Here is a 17938-nt window from a genome sequence, read left to right as displayed (position 1 = left end):
CCCTCCTTAGAATAAATAATCAAAGGGGGGGTTATTTATCTAGCTCATAGCGAAGCAATCGCAGGGCGTTGAGCACCACCAAAAGAGTAGAACCCTCGTGTATGGCCACAGCGACACCTATTTTGGCCAATCCCATTAAGGTTGCAGGAATTAAAATGGCCACTATGCCCATACTTATCCACAGGTTTTGTTTTATGATTACCTTGGATTGTCTACTTAGGCCAATTACAAAAGGTAGACTTTCTATTTTATCGGACATAAGGGCCACATCCGCTGTTTCCAAAGCCACATCACTGCCTGCGGCTCCCATGGCAACCCCCACTGTACTAATGGCCATGGCAGGGGCATCGTTAACACCATCGCCCACCATAGCTATCTTGCGTTCTTTTTCTTTTAGTTTGCCCACAACCTCTACCTTGTCTTCGGGAAGTAAATTGCCCATGGCCTCGGTAAGCCCAATTTGCCTAGCTATGGAATTGGCAACCCCCTGGTGATCCCCTGTCAACATAATCATCTTATTAATTCCTATTTCCTTCAATTGTTCCAAAGTAGCTGCCGTAGCTTTACGTGGGGCATCCATAACACTTAATAAACCAATCAGATTGTCGCGGTACCCAACCAGCATAACGGTATGTCCGTCTTCCAACAGTGCATCCATTTTTTGCGCAGTATCCCCATCAATAGGAATACTGGCATCCTTTATAAGTTGGAGATTTCCTATATACACTTTATCTCCGTTATAATAAGCCACTACCCCCTTTCCCTGAACCACCTTTAGTTGGGACGATAGTTGCTTCCTTTCTACCCCGTATTCCTCTACAAGCTCCTTGGAAATAGCTTTGGCCAAGGGGTGTGTGCTTAAACTTTCTACATCCAAGACCAACTCAAGAAACTCTTCTTTGTCAAAACCGTTCATGGGCTGTACATTGGTAAGCCTTGGCTTTCCTTCGGTCAGAGTACCGGTTTTATCAAAGGCAATAGTCCTTAGGCTGCCCAACTCTTCCAAAGCAAGCCCCCCCTTAATAAGCACACCTTTTTTGGCCGCCCTGGCTATGGCACTCAATACTGCGCTAGGTGTTGAGATTGCCAGGGCACATGGACTGGCAGCAACCAATACGGTTATGGCCCTATAAAAACTTTCCCTAGGGGTTTCATCCAAAAATACATACGCAAAACAAAGACCTAGAACCAATATAACAACACTGGGAACAAACCATTTTTCAAATTTTTTGGTAAGCCTTTGGGTGGGCGACTTTTTGGTTTCAGCTGCACTCACCATTTTTATTAGACGTGAAATAGTGGCATCCTCATTCAATTTTAAAACTTGGACCTCCAGTAAGTCGTTCCCGTTAATAGTCCCCATAAAAACACTGTGCTCCGAGTCTATTTCCTCAAAATTGGTTATTGGGGTATTTGTAGGGAGAGCAGTCTTATCTATGGGAATACTTTCCCCAGTAATAGGCGCTTGATCTATACTACTGCTACCTTTTACTATTACTCCATCGGCAGCAATTTTACTATTGGGCCTTACTACAATAATATCGTTCAACTTTAATTTCCCTACTGGGATTTCCCGAATATCACCCCCATCTTTCAACAAAGCGGTTTTGGGGGACAACTCGCCCAATGCCTTAATGGATTTTTTGGCCTTGCCCATGGCGTAATGTTCCAAAGAATGTCCCAAACTAAACAAGAACAATAAAAGTGCTCCCTCTCCCCAGCTATCAATGAAGGCCGCACCTATAGCAGCAATGATCATTAAAAAATCGATTTCGAATTCGCCTTGTCCCATTTTCTCCACTGCTTCAAGCAAAGCATAAAATCCTCCGAAAAAATAAGCAGCTATGTAGCTAATCAACGCTGCCCATCCAGGAACTTGGGACCAAGTAGTCATAATAAGCCCTAAAAAAAAGAAAAAACCACTTAAAATTGAAAAATAAAGTTCCGTGTTTTCTCCAAAAATTCCCCCATGCGCATGATCATGAGCGTGATTATTTAATTTGCTGTGTTGCTTCTTATTGGACATTAATCAATGTTTTAAAACAAAATTACCATTAATGTCCGTGCAATGGTTGTGCATTTACCCACTACAACTATCGCATATCCCTTTTATGAGCATATTGATGTCTTCGGGCACAAATCCATCCGGAAGATTAATTTGTGGTATCCTATGCTCCGTTAAACAGATAGTTTCATTGCAATGGGTACAATGAAAGTGTAAATGAAGATCCGAGTGTTTTTTCGCTTGATGTTCATGTTGACATAAGGCATATTTTGGGATTCCCGTTCCATCATCAATTTGATGGACTATTCCCTTGTCTTCAAAAGTTTTTAGGGTCCGGTAAAGAGTAGTCCTGTCCGACTTATCAAAATTCTCCTCTACCAGACTAAGACTAACCGCCGCATTCTGTGACCCCATAAACTGATAGATCAAAATACGCATCGCAGTTGGTCTTATTCCCAAATCTTTTAAATGTTTTTCAATTTCTTGCATATCAACCAATTCCCTTGAAGATTCCCAAAATATTAAAGGTGACCTAAAACCAATATAGATCTGGAACAGCAAGGTATTATTTTCCCCGCTATCCCTAAAATAGAAGTAGAAATAAAGTACAATGCTCCTTTGATTCCAAGTCCTGTTGGCCACCAACCCGCTACTAAAACAGGCTCCTGCAAAATACCATAGTTTATAATATCCTTAGTACATGGATGTATTACCTATATATACCAAACCATATCAAATTATACCTTTAAAATTTTGTACATTTAAAGAAAAGCAACACCACATGAAAAAAACCTTTCCACACCCGGCTATTCTTTATACAATCTCACTTGTTATTTTTATTCTCAGCGGCACACTATATGCCCAGACCAGTTCCTTTATATATGGAGACCCACTTCCAGATGCTCCTGAGTTGGCCATTAGAGGCGACTATAAGGTAGGGGTCAAAAGTTTGCAATTCGTAAATAAGGACCAGGTAGATATCTTAAAGTCCAAAAACGGTGCAGCCCCCCTTTACGATCGGCCATTAACAGTGGAGGTCTGGTACCCGGCTAATTTGGACAAGGGAATTGAAGAATTTGTCACCTACAATGAAGTGATGGGCACTGCCAATGATTCCTTAAGGCCATTAATGCCCTTCACCTTTAATGGTAGGGCGGCTAGAGATGCCTCTCCATTGACCATGAACGGACCTTTTCCTCTATTGATCGTGTCCCATGGATATGTGGGATCCAGATTTCTTATGACCTATCTCACCGAAAATTTAGCCTCCAAAGGCTATGTGGTAGTGGCCATAGACCATACCGAATCTACTTTTAAGGACGCCAATGCTTTTCACAGCACTTTGTTAAACCGAGCCAAGGATATCTCCTTTATTTTAAAAGAGATGGCCGATATAGGTAAAAATGGAAGGCAACATATTTTATCCGGCATGATAGATTCAGAAAATATTGGCATCATTGGTTATTCCATGGGTGGTTATGGGGTTTTGAATGTGGCCGGAGCCGGATACAGTGATGGTCTCGCCGGTTTTTTTACACAAATGACCGGGGGCAGCAACGCTATAAGTAAACTGACTATGAGCAATCCCGAATATCATAAAGTAGACCCGAGGATAAAAGCAGTAGTGGCTTTTGCTCCATGGGGAATGGAGCGGGGGGTCTGGGATATGAACGGTTTAAAAGGCCTTGAAACACCCACCTTTTTTATTGCTGGCGATCAAGATGACATTTCCGGTTACGAGAAAGGTATCAAAGCTATTTATAGTGGAGCCGTAAATGCTAACCGCTACCTACTAACTTATAAAAATGCCAGACATAATGTAGCTCCCAATCCACCACCTGTGGAATCCTTAAAAGAAGGCCTACATATTGATGAATACTATAGATATGCCGAACCAAGCTGGGATGAGCGAAAAATAAATAACGTTAACCAACATTTCTTAACAGCCTTTTTGGGGATTCACCTTAAACAAAAAGATTATTCAAAATATTTGGAGATACAGGAAAATTCCAATGAGGAGGATTGGACCGGATTTAAACCGCGTTCCTCCACCGGAATGGAATTGCTACACGCCAAAGCTGTGGATTAAAGTCTGCTGTCCTAATAGACGTATCATGTTATAACGGGCTTATCAAAATATTTAGCTCGACCCTCGTATGGCTTTAAAAAAATAGTGAACTTTGCAAACAGAATAAATCTGATAAAAACCACCCCCGCATATAAGGAATCCATGCACCTTCATTTTAAAATTTACAAACCCTTTGGCATGCTCAGCCAATTACATTCCAATGATGCCAAGGAATCCCGGAACAAACGGTTTTTAAGTGAACTCTATAATTTACCTGATGGTATTATGCCCATTGGGCGGCTCGATGAAAAATCTGAAGGTTTGCTCCTACTTACCACCAACGGAAAACTTAGTGATCATATAAATCGCTCAGGTGTGCAGAAGGAATATTATGTGCAGTTAGACGGGGAAATCACGGAGGAAGCCATCATTACATTGGGCCAAGGGGTGCAAATTGGGTTCCACGGTATAAAATATAAGACTAAACCCTCTACCGTTCGCAGGTTACACAGCTTACCTGCCTTAGCGGAACCGGATAAGCGGATAAGGGCTGGAAGACACCGTCCTTCTTCTTGGATAAGCATCACTATTACCGAAGGAAAGTTTAGACAAGTTAGAAAAATGACCGCCGCTGTAGGTTTTCCTACCCTGCGCCTCATAAGAGTACGAATAGGAAATATTCTGCTAGAAGATCTGTGCCCTGGAAATATAACACCTTTAGACAATTTGCTCTTATAGTGCTGTTATAGATTATCAAATAAACCCTGTTTATACCATATTGCAATTCTGGTAAAAAATGCCCCTATATACCATCAACTCCCATAAAAATCAATTGTTCCTTGTAAAGGGCACAAACCGGACCGGAATTAGTTTTCTGGTGACAATTTTATCCTTTTTTTTGGTCACTTTTACCAATTGGGTAATATGTTCCTTGGTCCTCACAGGAATAATCATACGCCCGCCGATTTTCAACTGGTCCAATAAGGGCTGTGGAACAGAATCAGCCCCAGCTGTTACCATGATGGCATCAAAAGGAGCTTTTTGTGGCCAACCATGGTACCCGTCTCCCCATTTAACCATTACATTGTCAAAGCCCAGCTTCTCCAATCTATTTTTAGATGCAAGAGCCAACTCCTCCACAATTTCTATGCTGTACACGGAATCTACAATTTTACCCAACACTGCTGCTTGATATCCCGAACCCGTACCTATTTCCAATACCCTATCCGATGACCTTAAATTCAATGTTTCGGTCATAAAGGCTACTATATAGGGTTGGGAAATTGTTTGCCCGTAACCAATAGGCAAGGGACCATCAGAATAGGCATGCTCAACAAGTTCTTGAGGAACAAATTGATGTCGAGGTACATTTAACATGGCATAAAGGGTGGCGGGATTCCTTATTCCACGATCCTGAAGCTGAGTATTCACCATTTCTTTCCTTTTCTTGAAATATTGGTCCTGGGCCTCTAGGAAATTGAAGCCCAAGAGAAGAAAAGTGAGTAAAAAAAGAAGCTTTACATTCATCTTATTTATAATTGCAGTGGCAAAAAACCAATACGTATAAGATACAAAAAGCTACTTTAAGGACACTAAAGTGACCTAATCCAAGAAAAACGTTCGCCTACACCAAGTACCAATAATGAAATTTATGGGGTCAGCGAGGTAATCGGGGTGAGAAAGACTTTTCTAAATTCTACTTCCGCACCTTCGGCCTGAAGTGCTATTTGTCCACTGTTTGCCGTGGCATTGTAACCATGGTTAACCAAATCGCCATTTACCCATACCTTTATTTCATTGTTAAGGCACTCTATGGTCATGGAATTCCATTCTCCCAAAGGTTTTTCGGACCCGTCCGTAAGGTTCTTTATCCTCCTCAACTTGCCTTCGGTAATACCCCAGTCTTTTTTTGGCCCTCTTCTTTCTTCCATATTATCGGTACTAATATCCTGCACAATGCACCAAAAATCCCCTGCATTCTTGTGCATCATTTGCACCTCTATAGATTTAGGGAACATATCATACAGCGATCTGGGAGTAGAGGCAAAGACCAACACACCACAATTTCCTGGTTCACCCGCAAACCTATACTCCACTTCCAATCTAAAATTACTATAAACGGCATCGGTAATAAGATGCCCTTGAGGTTTCCCCAAACTTACCAGTAGGCCATCCCTTATGATAAAGGGATTTATAGCATTGGGGTCCTTATCCATTTCAGGGACATCTACATGCCATCCATCCAAATCCCTTCCATTGAAGAGGCTTTTAGGGGATGGGGAATTACAACTCATTAGGCAACAAAAAGCCATTAAAACAAGGTGTTTACTTTTCATCTATTTATATTAAATATGGTTTACTAAAACATTCCCAAATCTTCCGGCATTGTCTTTATTACACCTTGCACCACCTAATGCCTTAGGGTACAACAACCCCTTTACTGATCCAAACCTTCAGTTTGGATTTTTACTTCTAATTGTCTCGCTTCTTCATTTTCACATCCTCTATAAATATATTGCTTTCCATTCAAAATTGGTCCCGTTACCCCTATAAATCGCAATTAATACAGCATACATCCTTTTTTTTCTAATTGTAAATCCCTCTTTCCGCCTATGGCCCCACAACTTTCCAGAGCCCTAAAGTTGTTGGCCTACTCTTCCTGCACTATATCACATTAGGTTATAGTGACCAATAAAATTAACACATAAGGACTAAAATCCACTTTTAAGGACCTATGAAGATTCGGTTTAAATTAAGTATTTTGCACCCCCTAACAAAACCCTAATAAGTGAAGGTTTGTATTGCAGAAAAACCAAGCGTTGCCCGTGAAATTGCCCAAGTCTTAGGTGCCAACACCAAACACGATGGTTATTTTGAAGGTAATGGTTATGCGGTAACTTTTACCTTTGGGCATCTATGTACCTTATTTGAGCCCAATGACTATAAGCCCCATTGGAAAAGCTGGGACCTCAATAATTTACCCATGCTCCCCGAAAAGTTTAAAACCAAGGTGGTAGATAACAGTGGGATACAAAAACAGTTTAATATTGTTAAGGGTCTTTTTGAAAAAGCAGAGCTGGTCATCAATTGCGGGGATGCGGGACAGGAAGGGGAACTTATTCAGCGCTGGGTTATGCATCAGGCTAACTACGATGGGGAAGTAAAACGGTTATGGATCTCCTCCTTGACCACCGAAGCCATTAAAGAAGGTTTTTCCAAGTTAAGACCCTCTGAGGAGTACGACAATCTTTATTATGCCGGGTTTTCCAGGGCTATTGGCGATTGGCTGCTGGGAATGAATGCAACACGACTCTATACGGTGAAACACGGCGGGTATAAACAAGTGCTATCCATAGGGCGGGTACAAACCCCTACTTTGGCCATGGTGGTAAAAAGGTTTACGGAAATTGAAAACTTTAAACCTCAGCCCTATTGGGAATTGCAGACCGTATATAGGGACACTGTGTTTAACTACGAAGAGGGACGTTTTTTAAAGCAGGAAGAAGGGCAGGTTGTAGCCGATGAGGTTAAGAAGCACGATTTTGAAATAATATCCATTACCAAGAAGAAAGGCAAGGAATATGCCCCTAAATTGTTTGACCTCACCGGACTGCAGGTGCATTGCAATACAAAATTTGGATTAACAGCCGAAGAAACACTTAAGATTGTACAGAAATTATACGAACAAAAAGTTGTTACCTATCCCAGGGTAGACACTACTTTCCTTCCCAACGACGTATACCCTAAAGTGGCAGGAATATTTAAGGATTTAAGTCAGTACCAATCCTTGACCGCACCCCTATTGACAAAAAAAATTAAGAAATCTGCCAAAGTTTTTAACGATAAAAAGGTTACGGACCACCATGCTATTATACCCACAGGTGTTGAAATGAATTTGGCAGGCCCCCAACTACAGGTCTATGACAGTATTGTTAAACGGTTTATAGCTGTTTTTTATGACGATTGCGAGGTTTCCAATACAACGGTAATAGGAAAGGTTACCAATATCTCCTTTAAAACAACCGGCAAGGAAATATTAAAAAAAGGGTGGCGGGTTGTATTTGAGACACCAGCCACCAAAGAAAAAAAAGAAGCAGGTCTGTTACCTGTTTTTGTTAAAGGGGAAAAAGGGCCTCATGAACCATCCTTCATGGAAAAACAGACCAAGCCTCCAAAACAATATACCGAAGCCACCTTGTTAAGAGCAATGGAGACCGCCGGCAAGCAGGTTGATGATGAAGAAATGCGCGAACTTATGAAAGAAAATGGTATAGGGAGGCCTTCTACCCGAGCCAATATCATAGAAACGCTGTTTAAACGCAAGTATATTAAACGAAACAAAAAACAGGTACTGCCAACGGTAACGGGAATTCAATTAATTGAAACTATTCAGAACGAATTACTAAAATCGGCAGAACTTACCGGTCTATGGGAAAAACAATTAAAAGATATAGAAAAAGGATTGTACAGCCCCTCCCTATTCATAAGGAATATGAAAAAAATGGTGGACAACTTAGTCTATGAGGTACGTAGTGAGACCACCCGCGCCAATATTTCCCAAACCAAGGTGGAGCAAAAAAAAGAAGTTTCAAAAACTAAAAAAAAGACAAAAACAGTGGTAGGGCAAACCTGCCCCAAGTGTAAAAAGGGCAGACTCTTAAAAGGAAAATCTGCCTATGGTTGCAGCTCCTATAAAAGCGGATGTGATTTTCTATTGCCATTCTATGTTTACGGGAAGAAAATATCGGAAAAGCAGTTCATCAGGCTCTTGGAAAAGGATTGTACCGTAAATTTAAAGGGCTTTAAGCAGGAGGATGGCAAGGAGCAGGAAGGACTTGTTCGATTTAATGAACACTATAAATTAGTTCTGGAACCCAAAAAGATAGCCAATAAGAAGGATACCCTCCCTAGTTGTCCCAAATGTAATGTGGGGCATATTGTAAAAGGGAGAACCTCATACGGATGTAGTAACCATGACAATGGATGTGATTTTAGGGTTTCCTTTGAGGAGGTAAAAACAAAAGCTGCCAACAAACCTTTGACAAAATCCTTGGTTCTTGCTATTCTAAACGGGGAGCAGTAGAGTCCAAAAACCCTATTTACCAGCTTTTACAATTAGTGCATTGGCCATAAACAATTCCTGCATACGTTCCATTCGGGCATCAAACTTGGAAGAAAAAATAAGATACTGACACCTATCCAAACTCTCGGGGATACGGATGACATCGGAAAATGGACTGGGTTTGGACAAAAATTCCGCGTCGTCTACCACAAATAATTTCAATTTCCCAAGGTTTATCCCATTTAGGTAAAAGAGCTTGCTTAGCCTTTTGGGCGTGGCAATAACAACATCTACCCCTTCAAAAATATCATTTCTTTGGGCTTCAATATTATGTTCCTCATATACGGGATATATACGCAAGTCCATGCGTTTGGTAAATCTTTTAAAAGTTGCCTCCAAAGACAAAGCTGCCTCCTTGTCCTTAACATAGATCAATGCCCTGGGAGCTTCCTCAAAGGCCGCACAATTCAATTTTTGCAAGGTACTTATAACTATGGCGGTAGTCTTGCCCGCTCCCTTAGGGGCAATTCCAAAGATACTTGCTCCCCCTTTAATTTGGGACAAAACCCTCTTTTGGAATGGCAGAGGCTCCTTAAAACCTGCTACATCCAATGCTTCTATTAACTCTTCCTGGATTTTTTTGAACCCCATGATCTAGTATTGATAATTTAAAAATTAGTTTTTTTAGGAGGACTGATAACAATTTTCCCTACCTATACCACAATTATACATCAGTTCACAACAATAGTTTCCTTGTAATGTACTTCTCCCCTACATTAGCAATGTAATAACGAAGTAATAATTTTTTTCATTTTCATATAGTGTTCTCGTAAAAGAGCCTTGTTTCTAAAGACAAGGCTCTTTTTAGTTTTGGGTATTCATGAAACTACAAATACCAAACTGCCTTTTATTTAAGGGATCCAACTGTTCTTATCAAAATTGGGCTTGCGTTTTTCAAGGAAGGCGTTCCGTCCCTCTTTGGCTTCTTCCGTCATATAGGCCAACCTGGTTGCCTCCCCGGCAAACACTTGCTGTCCTACCATACCATCGTCTGTTAGGTTCATGGCGAATTTTAGCATTTTAATGGAGGTAGGCGATTTTTCCAGAATTTCCTGGGCCCAATCATAGGCCGTATCCTCCAGTTCTTCATGGGGAATCACTGCATTTACCATGCCCATTTCCAAGGCCTCCTGAGCTGAGTAATTTCTACCGAGGAAAAATATCTCCCTTGCCTTTTTCTGTCCCACCATTTTTGCCAAATAGGCCGATCCGTATCCGCCGTCAAAACTGGTTACATCGGCATCTGTCTGCTTAAATATAGCGTGTTCCTTGCTGGCCAAGGTAAGGTCACACACCACATGAAGACTGTGTCCTCCTCCAACTGCCCATCCAGGCACTACAGCTATAACCACTTTTGGCATAAACCTGATAAGACGTTGTACCTCCAAGATATTTAAACGGTGCATACCATCTTCCCCTACGTAACCCTTATGGCCTCTGGCCTTTTGGTCGCCTCCACTACAGAAGGAATAAACGCCGTCTTTGGTAGAGGGGCCTTCCGCGGAAAGAAGAACCACCCCAATACTGGTATCTTCCTGGGCATCGTAAAATGCCTGATAGAGTTCACTGGTAGTTTTTGGCCTAAAAGCATTTCTTACATTGGGCCTATTAAATGCTATTCGGGCCACACCCCCGCATTTCTTATAAGTAATATCTTCAAATTCCCTTACAACCTTCCAATCAATTTTTTTTTGCATTTCAAAATAGTATTAACAATACCAAAGATAACACACTTTGGTAAATTTGTGGTGCACTTGTCCATTATAGCCCAAGCGTCCCAGAATTATGTTTTCTTGTTTTTGGCCGTGATCCATTTGGACATATATTTGGTACTCGCCATGGAATGGTGCAGCAACATGGCACCAATAAAATTACCCGACCTATGTTGGTTCAGTGTTGTTCCTACTTGTTCTATTTTTTGGGACAACCGTTGTTGTAGAACCGCTTTATCATAGCAGCTATTAATAATATCCATACCATTTTTTTGGGATATAAGCCATTTCTCGCGGTCTAAGTATAATTCTACCGCTGCATGGGCAAAGTCCTTTGGCGCATTGGCAATGCATCCATTCCAAGGCATGTCCAAACAAATACCCTCCGCCCCTATATGGGTGGTAATACTGGGGGTGCCAAACAACATACTGTCCAACAATTTTCCCTTTATCCCCGCACCAAAATTCAATGGGGCCAAACTAAGGCGCGCCCTTGTAATTACTTCCTGGGCATTAGCTGCATGTCCCATTACATAAAAGCCCTCTTTTGGTTTATGCATTTGCTGTATTTCTTGGGGCAAATAAGCTCCGTACACATAAAGATTAGCTTTAGGCAATCTCTTACGGATCAAGGGCCAGATCGTCAGCTTTAAGGTTTTAATGGCATCTACATTGGGGGCATGCTTGCCATTACCAATACAGATAAAATTTTTTTTTTGATCAAAATCCAACCAATCCTTTCGCTGCTCGACATCAATTTCATTGTACATCATAGGTAGATGCAACAAAAGATCTGGGTCCAATTTCAATTCCTCGGTCAATAATTCCATTTCATAAAGGGAAATTATCAAACTAATATCGCTCCGATAGATACTGGCTATTTCTCTTTTGGTAAGGTCTTGATCCAACCAGCTCTTAATGGAGAAAGGTTGCTTTTTTTTATGTGACAACTGCCTGGCCGTTCGCAAGGAATGTAGGTCTTCGGTATCCAGTATTCGCATGGCCTGAGGACAGTGTTCTGCTACACGCCAGCCAAACTGCTCCTCGGTGAGAAAACGATCAAACAGCACAACCGTGGGATTTAATTGTCCAATGAACTCATCAAAACTATAATGGTTAAGTAAAATGGACTGTGTACGCACCCCAATACTTTCCAGGTCATAGGAATATTCGCTTTCTGCAGCCGTACTGGCAAAGGTCAGCTCATAATCCTGTTTTAGAAAAAAACGTATCAACTGAAGCATCCTCCCACCAGCGGCAGTGGTACCGGGCTCTGGCCAATTGCAGCCAATTATCAATACTTTTTTATCTATTGCGGCCATTGCTCTTTTCTACATGCGTTGGGCAAATTTCTGGGATATTTTAGAACGTAATTTACGTTCATAATCCTCTTCCAGCCACTCTTTGTAATTTTTTGTATTGTTCATTATACAGTACGAATATTGACGTACCCTATAGGCTATTTCCTCCTTTAGCTTTTTTGCCAAAATACGGGCATCAAAAACATCTTCGCTATTCTCCACACAGATGGTGGCATGTTGTTCTATACTCTTTTCCAGAACAGTCTTGGACTTAAGGCCTTGGGCGAAAACCTTTTTATATTCTGCCTTGATATCGAATTCTATATTTTTTGATTTACCGAACAATTCCTTTAGTTCCGGTGGCATTTCGTAGACAAAATCCCTTTCAATTTCTTCGTCATTCTTTATACTCTCCAAATAGAAATCGGGGAAATGAAAAATTTCCTGCCAATCTATAGGTGCATCCCAAAGACCAAATCGAGCCACATTGTTGCCCAAGTCTACCACGGTAAACTCATTTTTGTTAGGTAATATCCTAGACCCCCTTCCTATCATTTGAAAATAAAGGGTTAGGGATTTGGTGGCACGATTAAGGATAATAGTTTCTACGGTAGGTTCATCAAATCCAGTTGTCAAAATACTTACCGATGTAAGAATGGCATCTGGGGTTTTGGAAAACCATTCCAAAATCTCCTTGCGTTCCGATGCACTGTTCTTATTATCCAGGTGCCTAATATTGTACCCGGCCTTTCTAAAGGTGTCCCGTACATATAAAGAGGTGTTTATTCCGTTATTAAAGATAAGCGTTTTGGTGCCTTTGGCTATTTCTTCATAGGCACTCACCAATTTAGAGAGCATGTTTTGATTTCCATAAAGCTCATCAGAAGACTTTACGGTATAATCTCCACTAATACCCAATTTTAAACTTTTTAAGCTAACATCATAGCTGTACATATTGGCCTTGGCCAAAAAGTTTTTGCTTATGAGCGACGAAATGGACTCCCCAACAATCAATTTTTGATAATTGTCCTTCATGGGTAGCTTAATATTGGAACTCAACGGAGTGGCCGTAACCCCAAGAATAATTGACTTATTAAAATACTTGAATAACTTTCTAAAGGAATTATAATGTGCTTCATCTATTATGACCAGGCCAATATCGTTTATCTTAACCTTATCATCCTGCAGTCTATTGTTGAGTGTTTCTACCATGGCAACAAAGCACATATAATCATCTTGGTCACTCAACTCTTTTACCTCACTGTTAATTATTTTGTTCTTAACACCAAATCCACGCAACATCCGTGAGGTTTGATTACTTAATTCAATCCTATGGGTAAGTACAACTACCTTTTTTTTTGTTTTGTTGATATACCGCTTGGCAATTTCAGAGAAAACCACAGTTTTCCCACCACCGGTAGGCAATTGATAAAGTAAGTTTATATCATCTGGAGATTCGTCCAAACACTTAAAAATAGTGTTCAGATCTTCCTCTTGATAATCGTATAGGGTTTTTTCCTTGGTTTCTTTAGGTAGCTCCAAATTGGATCAATAATTTTAAATTAAGAACAATCAAACCTTACAAAATTAAGAGTTTTTTATGCTCGAATGAAATTTAATATTTAAAACATACAGCCCGATCCCTCTTTGAAACCTATAAAAGGGGTATGATTGACAAGGAAGAAATAGCCCGATACCAAGACATAAGGGCTATAACAAACCTCATGTTGAAAATAAACCAAGACAGCTATTGTACACCACAATTAGGTATTGTAAAACCTATTTTGGCTATTATATCAATCTATAATATCCAAGGATTTGGAGAAGTCCTCCTGATTTGGCCAACGGTGTTCATTGGTAAAAACATAACAGGCAACTATTCGCTCCCTAAAATCACTTAATAAGCCGTTCACTGCAATATGCTGCACCAATTCTTTAAAGGAATTGGCCATGCTTTTATAAAAGGCATCTGGGACTTTCTTTTCTGTAGAGAACGACTGTGCTATTTCCAAATTGAACAACATCACATCTGCTATCAAATGTGGGGCTACCCCTAATTTAGTAAAATGCTTGATATACTTTTGGGCAACAGAACGTCTTGCCTTGGGCCTTTTTCTTTTAAGGGGAAAGTACTCATTGGATATTTTTACTTTGGCCTCCTGTACCAATTTGTCTTCCTTAGGGTTGAAAACAAAATCATAATATTCCTTAACCACCGGAAACCTGTTATAAAGATCCATAAGTTGGGTCTCCAACTCTTCTTTATCCAATTCGGACAAGTATTTTGCCAATGCTCTTTTACTCATATCATTTGCTACTTCGGGATTACCATAGAGGAATATTGCAGTCTGTTTTAACCTCCAAGACGCCGCAAGATGGCAAAATATTATTTATAAGCAGGAAATCCATGTTCAATATCTTAAACTTCTCATAAATTATGTATAAGTATTCCTACTTCCCTTGGAAAAGACGTAATAATAATGTATAATGATAGATTAATACTTCTAATTCCAAATAAAGATATATATGAGGCAACTAAAGATTATCAAGCAGGTAACCAACAGAGAATCAAAGTCATTGGACAAATATCTGCAAGATATCAGTAAAATTGAGTTGATCACCGCTAATGAGGAGGTAGAGCTAGCACAGAAAATAAGGGATGGGGATCAAATAGCGTTGGAAAAACTTACAACAGCAAATTTAAGATTTGTAGTTTCTGTTGCAAAACAATATCAAAATCAGGGATTAAAGTTGCCCGATTTGATCAATGAAGGAAATGTAGGATTGGTAAAGGCTGCCAAACGGTTTGACGAGACCCGAGGATTTAAGTTTATTTCCTATGCGGTTTGGTGGATACGCCAATCAATATTACAGGCCTTGGCCGAGCAATCCAGAGTGGTTCGCCTGCCTTTGAACAAGATTGGTTCTATCAACAAAATTAAGAAGACCTTTTCCTATTTGGAGCAGGCACATCAGCGCCCACCTTCTCCTGAGGAGATAGCCAAGGAATTGGAAATGACAGTGAGCGAGGTAAAACAATCACTAAAAAATTCAGGAAGACATGTGTCCATGGACGCCCCTTTAAAGGAAGGAGAGGATTCCAATCTCTATGATGTTATGCGCTCTGGGGAATCACCTAGGCCAGACCGTATACTGCTACAGCAATCCCTAAATACGGAAATAAATAGAGCGCTGGACACCTTATCTCAACGCGAGGCAGATGTTGTTAAGCTTTACTACGGTATTGGGGACCAACAATCCATGACTTTGGCTGAAATTGGTCAAACATTCGACCTAACCAGGGAGCGCGTAAGACAGATAAGGGAGAAGGCTATCAGAAAACTACGGCACAATTCTAGAAGTAAATTATTAAAAACCTATTTGGGATAACAAGGTATAAAAACCATAGGGCCGGATAAACACTGCTTATCCGGCCCTATGGTTTTTAATTAATTCTACTAAGAAAAACTCAATTTATTGATATTATAATCAATTAAAATCTCATTTAAATCTTCAATAAAGTTTAAATAAGCCGCATTGTCTGGATTTTGTTTTGCCATCTTTTAGGGGTTTTAGATTTTCAGTTTAAAAGTGAACTACATATAGTCCAATTCAACTAATTGGTTTAAACTTAAAATTTCATTTAAATCTTGTAGGAATAATAAGTATTCCTCTCCGTAGGTATCGTATAACATAGTAAGACTTGGTTTAAGTTATTATTGCTTGGGTCAATAATTATATGGTAAACATATTTATATTTGGTGTTCAAATCAATTAAATGTTGTGTACTTCATATTTTTAGTTGTCAAATCACAAGTTCTTAAAGTTTGGTCCTTTTCTACCTATTAGGATATGGAACCCAAAGAGTTGCAAAAGACAACCCTAATAACTTAAAGAACGCTATAGGTTATTTGTTTTTTAAAAATTTATGTCCCAAGTCTTTTAAGTGACCTAGAAAATTTAGGTCTTCTGAATCCTTTTTCCCTTCATTGTCTTCAACCCTTGACGTCTCTTGATCATGGCCAACACTGGAGCGCGACAGTTCAAAATCAATATTGAATATATCTATGGAGCCTGTGTCTTCCTGGCCAGTACTTAATACACTATTGTGTTTTTCCTTAAATGGATGAGCCGCTTCTGATACCGGCATGGCATTGTTATCCTGAACAGATGCACAGCCGTAACTACTAAAACTTAAGGTCTTTTGGGTCTTGGGAGAGAATATGGCCCCATCCCTGACACTACTATTTAAATCCAAATCCTGATTGGCGAATAGGCCGGTTCCTTCTTCTGTGCCATCCTGGTAACTCAGTTCCAACTTCATTTTTAGCACTTCCGATACTATTTTAGCCTTATCCGCAACACTTTTTTCAGGGTAATCAATCAGGGTTTCCAAAAAATAATACTCATTAAGTCCCCCCACCTGCATAATTTCTTCCAAAAGAATAAGTTGTGATTCGGTATCTACAGCATGAAAAAAATGGTTCAAAACATAATGGTCCCCTATTTTTACCTTTGTTGAATCAATGTAGTCCTCATCTATAACCATGGGATATTCCGACAAAAACCTATGGATAATTTCCTTGATCAATACGCTTATTGATTCATTTTCTTCTTCATCCAACATTTCATTCAATAAGGGAACCTCACGGATATCCCCCATTTCGACTATAGATTGTAATAGCTTTACTTTTTTGTATTCCCAGTCCGTATAGAATTTGGCTGCAGGGATGTCCATTTCACCCAAATCCAAAATATTGGTTTCCTTGTCAAATAATACCTCATCTTGTAGCTGTTCCCGTGTGTGCGACTCCAATATTTGGGTAATCTGACTTTTTAGATGCGGGTCAATGACTACTTCATAATCTACATCCAAGTCGTTAATATCTACCATAGATTCTGTTTCCTCCGCCTCTGAATTTTCAGCATCCATTATCATTGGCAAGAAATCGATATTTAAAAAAGAAGACTCAACTATATCTTTACCCTCATTAGGGCTGTCTACTATTTTGTCTATCAAGGTATTATACACCTCCTCATAAGGATCAGGTTCTTTATTTTGTGCCCTTAAACACTGCATTAAGAAATCAAGATCGCAGTTAATCAACAAAGCCTCGTGGAAGGCCTTTGTGGCCTCATCTGCCATTTCCTGATTTTGTGTGACCAAAGGAATAAAATTCATCTCAATTACCTCATCACCTACAAAATTGCTTGGGTATTTATCTTTTGGCATATTGTCCTGGGGGTCTTTCATTGTTGTTTCTAAATCTTCTTGTTTGTCCTCTACTGTACTAGTCCATTTCCTGGGCATAGCTTTATTGGAGGTATTATGGCCTTTGGCCTGGGCCTGTTCAAAGGCCTCAATGTGAAGTTTAAATTCTTTATAGAGGGAATAAATTCTTTCCCGGGATGTATCTGCCAGATCTGCATCCAGTTTTAGGAGGATTTCTGACAATATTACTTTGTTTCCAGGTACTCTCAACAGTTTCCACAAGGATACCTTGAGGTCTTTACAGAAACCACTATACTCGTCACTTTTACTTTGGCCATAAAGCAACAACTGACAAACTATGGCCATTATTTGACTTCTACTATTTATATTATTATCCGATTTTGTTCGCAATTTGTTGGTTATATATATAGTTGTTAAATAAGCTATGGTCAATACAGCAAATAAGATTGTTAAATCCCATAATAGGTTGTCATGTACATTGGGAGTTTTCACGTATT

General features: G+C 39.9%; 14 protein-coding genes. 4 read left to right on the top strand and 10 right to left on the bottom strand.

The features are described 5' to 3' along the window. Nucleotides 1–31: 31 nt before the first annotated feature. Nucleotides 32–2026 (bottom strand): heavy metal translocating P-type ATPase, encoded by a 1995-nt coding sequence (locus EHW67_RS17405; protein ID WP_126163662.1) that lies wholly within the window; start codon nucleotides 2024–2026, stop codon nucleotides 32–34. Nucleotides 2027–2080: 54 nt separating this feature from the next. After that, nucleotides 2081–2647 carry a Fur family transcriptional regulator gene (locus EHW67_RS17400; RefSeq protein ID WP_317126890.1) on the bottom strand — a complete coding sequence of 189 codons (567 nt, stop codon included), beginning with the start codon at nucleotides 2645–2647 and terminating at the stop codon, nucleotides 2081–2083. A gap of 139 nt (nucleotides 2648–2786) precedes the next feature. Between EHW67_RS17400 and EHW67_RS17395 the strand changes: the two genes are divergently transcribed. Beyond that, the gene (locus tag EHW67_RS17395) at nucleotides 2787–4094 is read left to right on the top strand and encodes an alpha/beta hydrolase family protein (protein ID WP_126163661.1); all 1308 of its coding nucleotides are present in this window, start codon (nucleotides 2787–2789) and stop codon (nucleotides 4092–4094) included. Between the two features lie 141 nt (nucleotides 4095–4235). Continuing rightward, nucleotides 4236–4811 (top strand): pseudouridine synthase, encoded by a 576-nt coding sequence (locus tag EHW67_RS17390; protein ID WP_126164132.1) that lies wholly within the window; start codon nucleotides 4236–4238, stop codon nucleotides 4809–4811. 90 nt (nucleotides 4812–4901) lie between these two features. On the opposite strand, the gene EHW67_RS17385 is transcribed toward EHW67_RS17390, so the two are convergent. Beyond that, the gene (locus EHW67_RS17385) at nucleotides 4902–5600 is read right to left on the bottom strand and encodes a protein-L-isoaspartate(D-aspartate) O-methyltransferase (protein WP_126163660.1); all 699 of its coding nucleotides are present in this window, start codon (nucleotides 5598–5600) and stop codon (nucleotides 4902–4904) included. Nucleotides 5601–5722: 122 nt separating this feature from the next. Continuing rightward, on the bottom strand, nucleotides 5723–6409 hold the full coding sequence (locus tag EHW67_RS17380) for a 3-keto-disaccharide hydrolase (protein ID WP_126163659.1): 687 nt from the start codon (nucleotides 6407–6409) through the stop codon (nucleotides 5723–5725). 452 nt (nucleotides 6410–6861) lie between these two features. Between EHW67_RS17380 and EHW67_RS17375 the strand changes: the two genes are divergently transcribed. Then, a complete protein-coding gene (locus EHW67_RS17375) occupies nucleotides 6862–9156 on the top strand; it encodes a type IA DNA topoisomerase (RefSeq protein WP_126163658.1) in 2295 nt (764 codons plus the stop codon). A gap of 12 nt (nucleotides 9157–9168) precedes the next feature. Here EHW67_RS17375 and EHW67_RS17370 read toward each other — a convergent pair whose 3' ends face one another. The 5 genes from EHW67_RS17370 to EHW67_RS17350 form a co-directional block, all read right to left on the bottom strand. After that, on the bottom strand, nucleotides 9169–9786 hold the full coding sequence (locus EHW67_RS17370; RefSeq protein WP_126163657.1) for a DEAD/DEAH box helicase: 618 nt from the start codon (nucleotides 9784–9786) through the stop codon (nucleotides 9169–9171). 260 nt (nucleotides 9787–10046) lie between these two features. Next, a complete protein-coding gene (locus EHW67_RS17365; protein ID WP_202912002.1) occupies nucleotides 10047–10892 on the bottom strand; it encodes a 1,4-dihydroxy-2-naphthoyl-CoA synthase in 846 nt (281 codons plus the stop codon). A gap of 86 nt (nucleotides 10893–10978) precedes the next feature. Next, nucleotides 10979–12229 carry a glycosyltransferase gene (locus tag EHW67_RS17360; RefSeq protein WP_126163656.1) on the bottom strand — a complete coding sequence of 417 codons (1251 nt, stop codon included), beginning with the start codon at nucleotides 12227–12229 and terminating at the stop codon, nucleotides 10979–10981. A gap of 9 nt (nucleotides 12230–12238) precedes the next feature. After that, a complete protein-coding gene (locus tag EHW67_RS17355) occupies nucleotides 12239–13750 on the bottom strand; it encodes a DEAD/DEAH box helicase (protein WP_126163655.1) in 1512 nt (503 codons plus the stop codon). A gap of 254 nt (nucleotides 13751–14004) precedes the next feature. After that, a complete protein-coding gene (locus tag EHW67_RS17350; RefSeq protein ID WP_126163654.1) occupies nucleotides 14005–14514 on the bottom strand; it encodes a DUF6155 family protein in 510 nt (169 codons plus the stop codon). 220 nt (nucleotides 14515–14734) lie between these two features. On the opposite strand from EHW67_RS17350, the gene EHW67_RS17345 reads away from it, so the two are divergent. Then, nucleotides 14735–15598 carry a sigma-70 family RNA polymerase sigma factor gene (locus EHW67_RS17345; protein ID WP_126163653.1) on the top strand — a complete coding sequence of 288 codons (864 nt, stop codon included), beginning with the start codon at nucleotides 14735–14737 and terminating at the stop codon, nucleotides 15596–15598. Nucleotides 15599–16115: 517 nt separating this feature from the next. Here EHW67_RS17345 and EHW67_RS17340 read toward each other — a convergent pair. After that, nucleotides 16116–17933 (bottom strand): hypothetical protein, encoded by a 1818-nt coding sequence (locus tag EHW67_RS17340; RefSeq protein WP_126163652.1) that lies wholly within the window; start codon nucleotides 17931–17933, stop codon nucleotides 16116–16118. Nucleotides 17934–17938 lie beyond the last annotated feature (5 nt).

It is taken from the genome of Arenibacter aquaticus (assembly GCF_003957295.1).
In the GTDB taxonomy this organism is placed as follows: Bacteria; Bacteroidota; Bacteroidia; order Flavobacteriales; family Flavobacteriaceae; genus Arenibacter; species Arenibacter aquaticus.
This window is presented reverse-complemented; position numbering and strand designations above follow the sequence as displayed.